The organism is Anaerococcus kampingae, from assembly GCF_046365475.1.
GTDB classification, from domain to species: domain Bacteria; phylum Bacillota; class Clostridia; order Tissierellales; family Peptoniphilaceae; genus Anaerococcus; species Anaerococcus kampingae.
Genome location: NZ_JBGMEF010000034.1, coordinates 1 through 1,567, shown reverse-complemented (window position 1 = coordinate 1,567; position 1,567 = coordinate 1). Strand labels below are relative to the sequence as shown.

Below are 1,567 nucleotides of genomic sequence, written 5' to 3'. Positions count from 1 at the left end.
TGTAGGACTCCCCAAAAGTTGTAGCTAGAAAAGAGGCTGCAATGAAAAAATATAGTTTAGAATTAAAGAAAAAAGTAATAAAAGAATACGAAGAAGGCGAAATAAGTTTAAATAAATTAGCAAGAAAATATAAAATAAAAAGTCCCAAAAGCATAAGAGAATGGGTAAGAAAAAGCAAAATATTTGGTGAAACTAGTCTAGAAAATCCTAAAATCAACGAATATCCTTTAGAAATAAAGCAAAGTGTGATAAAATGTGCCTTAACAGGAGATTTAAATTTTAGGGAAATATCTGATAAATTTGGAATAAGAGATCCGAAAACAGTAAGTTCTTGGGTAAAAAACTTTCAAAAAGAAAAAAACTTCCCTAAAATCAATCTAACAATAGATTTAAAGGAAGAATACTTAGACATGAAGAAGAAAAATAAAAAGAAAGACTACACCGAAAAAGAAATTCAAGAAATCCTAGAAGAAAACCTCCACCTAAGAATAGAAAATGACTATTTAAAAGAACTCAGGAGGTTGGTATTAGAAGAAGACTTGACAGATGCGATAAACAATACAAACAAACCAGAGCAATCTGCAAAGTAATAACCAGCCTCCGTGAGAAATATCAATTAAAAGACATACTAAAAGTAGTAAAAATAAGCCAATCAACCTACATGTACTGGCAAAGAAAAGAAAAAGAAGAAAATCCAGACGCTGAAATACTAGAAAAAATACTAGAAATAAGAAAAAAACATGAAGATTGGGGATGCAAAAGAATCCATGGATATCTAAGCAGAAGCATAAAAATAAACATAAAAAAAGTTCATAGAATAATAAAAGAAAATAACCTACAAGTAAGAACATATCACAAGAAAAATGGAAAATACAACTCATATAGAGGAGAAGTAGGAAAAGTAGCAGACAATATAATAGATAGAAATTTCAAATCAGAAAAACCACACAAAAAAATAACAACAGACACAACAGAATTCAAATACTATGAAAAAGACAAATCAAACAACTATCAAATAAAAAAACTTTACTTAAACCCATACTTAGATATGTACAACTCAGAAATAATAAGTTATTCAATAAGTAAAAGCCCAAACTATGCAGCAGTAGAAAAAGCCCTAGATAAAGCATTAGAAATAACAAAAGATCAAACAGAAGTAATCTACCATTCAGACCAAGGCTGGCTGTATCAGATACCAAGATATGTAGAAAAGTTAAAATATAAAGACATAATCCAATCAATGTCAAGAAAAGGCAACTGCCTAGACAACTCCATAATGGAAAACTTCTTCTCAATAATAAAGCAAGAAATGTACAACAAAAAAACATTTCATAGCTACAAAGAATTAGAAAGAGCAATAATTAAATACATGGACTATTACAACAATGAACGAATAAAAGAGAAATTAGGCTTTATGAGTCCAGTAGAATATAGAGAAAATAGGTCGAAAGAAAAAATCAGTATATTATCTTGATAAATCGCCCTTTTCTATAGAAAAGGGCCACCATCAATCTATAATATATTTGTATTGTAAGAAATTGAGCTACAACTTTTTGGGGGTACCATA

The 1,567-nt window shown here is 29.2% G+C and carries 2 protein-coding genes; both read left to right on the top strand.

Annotation, left to right across the window (positions count from 1 at the left end; all coding sequences use genetic code 11):
- Nucleotides 1–41 precede the first annotated feature (41 nt).
- The gene (locus ACCQ42_RS08430; protein WP_106461041.1) at nucleotides 42–590 is read left to right on the top strand and encodes a helix-turn-helix domain-containing protein; all 549 of its coding nucleotides are present in this window, start codon (nucleotides 42–44) and stop codon (nucleotides 588–590) included.
- The gene (locus ACCQ42_RS08425; protein ID WP_410035915.1) at nucleotides 527–1,474 is read left to right on the top strand and encodes an IS3 family transposase; all 948 of its coding nucleotides are present in this window, start codon (nucleotides 527–529) and stop codon (nucleotides 1,472–1,474) included. Before ACCQ42_RS08430 ends, ACCQ42_RS08425 begins: the two co-directional genes overlap by 64 nt.
- Nucleotides 1,475–1,567 lie beyond the last annotated feature (93 nt).